Below are 3,216 nucleotides of genomic sequence, written 5' to 3'. Positions count from 1 at the left end.
ATACATCTCCACCTAACCCTGCAGGACCGTCTAATTCTAATTTTGTACGAGCATCTACTGCTCCAACTTTTTCATATACAACATCAATGTTTGGATAAGCTGCTTCAATTGCTGGTTCAATTGCTGCTGCATAATCATCATCGTCTAACCATAATTTAATCTCTACTTTTTCCCCTGAAGTTGCTGGTTTCTCAGTAGTCTCAGCAGATCCATTAGATGGTGTTTCTGCTGGTGTTTCAGCGTCATTTCCACCACAAGCTACTAATCCTGTTAACGATAACGATGCAACTAATCCTAGTGATAATAATTTCTTCATCCTTATACCTCCCAATTGTCTAAAACAATTTGTTTTTGAAATTGCTTACATATTAAGTATAGCACTTACAAAACCGAAATGCAATATCCGACATTTAATGTGGAATCGGTTGCAAAAATATGTTTAAATATACAAAAAAGCAAGATTCTCACATAGAATCTCGCTTTTTTTTCATTAAATTAAACTCGGAATAACTTTCTTACGATAAACGACGAAAGCAATTAGTGGTGTTCCAAAATTAAAAATAATCGTTGTGAAAGCAGGAGAAATAATTAATCCTATAATTAATGAAATGATTGAAGGAATTGTCCCAGAATAAATCATAATATTTAATACTTCTTTATAACTAATAAAACTTGTATGTCCAAACTTAAATAACATCGATAACGCCGCTACAACAAATGTATAAATAAAGAAAGTTAAAATTCCTGTCTGATAATTTCCCATAATGAATGGAACAATCAATAAAGGTTTTAAAGACTTTGCAAAAGGAGCAAATACACCTTCATACCCAGATGCTACATCCATTTGTCGAAGTTGACCAAAATTAGTTCCTTCATATTCACCGTAAGATAAATCATACTGTCTACCTTGTTCCACAAAAATTAAGTGATCATGATTAAAAACTAAACCATTCGTCACCAAATTCGCATCACCGTTAAATAAAATTTTAACATCACTATTAACCTTGATTTCGTAAAACTCATTATTACTTAAAGCCCCATTTTCAATTTTATAATCTGGTAATGATTCGACTATCATTGCCTTCTCATCATCAGATAACATCCAAATCTTTTCATCCCATCTATAAGCTTCATCTTTTAATAAAGAAAAGGCGAACGGCGTCATTTGCATCATTGATAAAAAAATACCAAAAATTAAACTAATAATAATGGGTGTTTTTCTCAATTCAAAAATTGAATCTATTGAGTACCCTGATTTTAACATTAACTTTAACTTTTTCATTCTTGCTCCACCTATCCTATTTCAATCTCTAGCTCCTCATACAAGCTAACCTCTTCCACTGGAATACTAAATAACATAGTACCCTTACTTGGAATTATAACAGAATCTGACTTTAAAGTATAACCTGTTTTTGTCGAATAAATAAGGTTTTCATCATCAGTACTAAATCCAACTTCACAATCGCGTTCACTGATATTATGTAAAATGAAAACCGCTTCTGTCTCAGTATAACGAATTTGTCCGATTACTAGAGACTTACTCATACTAAGGGCGACCATCTCTCCACTAGATAGTGCATCACTACTATTACGCACTGCAATTAAAGACTTATAATGATTTAATAACGAATCTTTATCCTCTAATTGTACCTCTATACTATCTAAATCCATATTTAAAGTATCCTTACGCCATTCAGTCTCATAATCATTTCCCCATTTAAGAGGGAATCTAATATCTTCATCAGGTTTTCTCCCTAACATTCCAATTTCCTCTCCATAATAAATATATGGGTTCCCTGGTAACATTAAATAAATATCTGCTGCCAATTTCATTAAATCCATATCGTTATTTAATACAGACATGACACGATCTTGATCATGATTCGTTAAAAATATAGCATCACTATATCCTCTATCTCCAGCATATTTTTCAAAAGACTCATGCATTCTTGTTAAATTTTTCATTAATCCAAATCCACTAAGATCTCTTTCACGACGAACAACAGATACAATTGCATCAGCTAAATCAAAATTGAAATTTGCATCAAAATTACTGTAATATGGGGCAACTGATGAAGATCCTGACCATACCTCTGCAACAATATATAAATCATCTTTAGCGTCACGCCATCCATCTGTTATCTCTTTCCAAAAATCTAAATTTTCTTGTAGTAAATTTAAATCAGTATTATATTCACCTTGTGCGTACAAATACTTTGCTGCATCTAATCTAAATCCATCAACACCTAAATCAATCCAATACTGTCCAATATTAATAAACTCTTCTCTTACTTTATTATTTGAAGCATCCCAATCAGGCATTCCACTCCAAAATGCACCAAAATACATACGATTTTCATACTTAGACCACGCTTTTCCATCAATAGGAGAAGCTGAAAAATCATATGATGAATCATTCGCATCAGCCCAAATAAAGTAATCAGCATAATCACTATCAATATTTTCCTTACTATCTATAAACCATGGATGCTCACTACTCGCATGATTTAAAACCATATCTAATACAACTTTTATTCCTTTATTATGGGCTTCTGAAACTAATTTTTTAAAATCATCTAACGTTCCATACTCAGAATTAACATTATAGTAATCTGTTACATCATACCCATGGTAACTTGGAGATGGATAAATAGGTAATAACCAAATTCCTTTAACTCCTAAATCTACAAGATAGTCCAAATTCTCAGTAATTCCATTAAAATCACCAATACCATCACCATCACTATCTGAAAATGAACGTACAAATATTTCATAAAAAACACCATTGTCACTTGAAACTTCCGCCCTCTCATCGGTACTATTACTACATCCAACTAATAAAAATATAATCATTAATAATAGAATGTTTTTTTTCATTATTATCCCCCTCATGTGTTTATAGATAATTATAGCAACTAAACATCATAACAACTATATGTAACCGTTATTATAATTGATATAAAAAAACTTCTTAAGATATATCCTAAGAAGTTTTAAGAAAAATAAAAAAGAGTAACCCTACTCTTAATCGTCATAAATTGGTGCCTAGGGCCGGAATCGAACCGGCACGGGTGTCACCACCCGCAGGATTTTAAGTCCTGTGCGTCTACCAGTTCCGCCACCCAGGCATTTCATTATTTCAGGCACGCGCCTATTTTCAAAAATGGTGTCCTGCAGAGGACTCGAACCTCTGACCCTCTGATTAAAAGTCAGATG

Annotated in this window: 2 protein-coding genes, 1 tRNA gene and 1 pseudogene; all 4 read right to left on the bottom strand. The window is 32.6% G+C overall.

Annotated elements, in window-relative coordinates:
- A pseudogene (locus QWC74_RS09905) lies at window positions 1-316 on the bottom strand (maltose ABC transporter substrate-binding protein); the annotation flags it as partial.
- Between the two features lie 174 nt (window positions 317-490).
- Complete coding sequence (locus tag QWC74_RS09900) at window positions 491-1,282, bottom strand: DUF1189 family protein (RefSeq protein WP_006783251.1); 792 nt, start codon at window positions 1,280-1,282, stop codon at window positions 491-493.
- Between the two features lie 11 nt (window positions 1,283-1,293).
- Window positions 1,294-2,877 (bottom strand): alpha-amylase family glycosyl hydrolase, encoded by a 1,584-nt coding sequence (locus QWC74_RS09895; protein WP_006783250.1) that lies wholly within the window; start codon window positions 2,875-2,877, stop codon window positions 1,294-1,296.
- A 162-nt stretch (window positions 2,878-3,039) separates the two neighbouring features.
- Window positions 3,040-3,128, bottom strand: a tRNA-Leu gene (locus QWC74_RS09890).
- Window positions 3,129-3,216: the final 88 nt, after the last annotated feature.

The sequence above is a fragment of the uncultured Turicibacter sp. genome (assembly GCF_938044715.1).
GTDB lineage: Bacteria > Bacillota_I > Bacilli_A > MOL361 > Turicibacteraceae > Turicibacter > Turicibacter sanguinis.
This window is presented reverse-complemented; position numbering and strand designations above follow the sequence as displayed.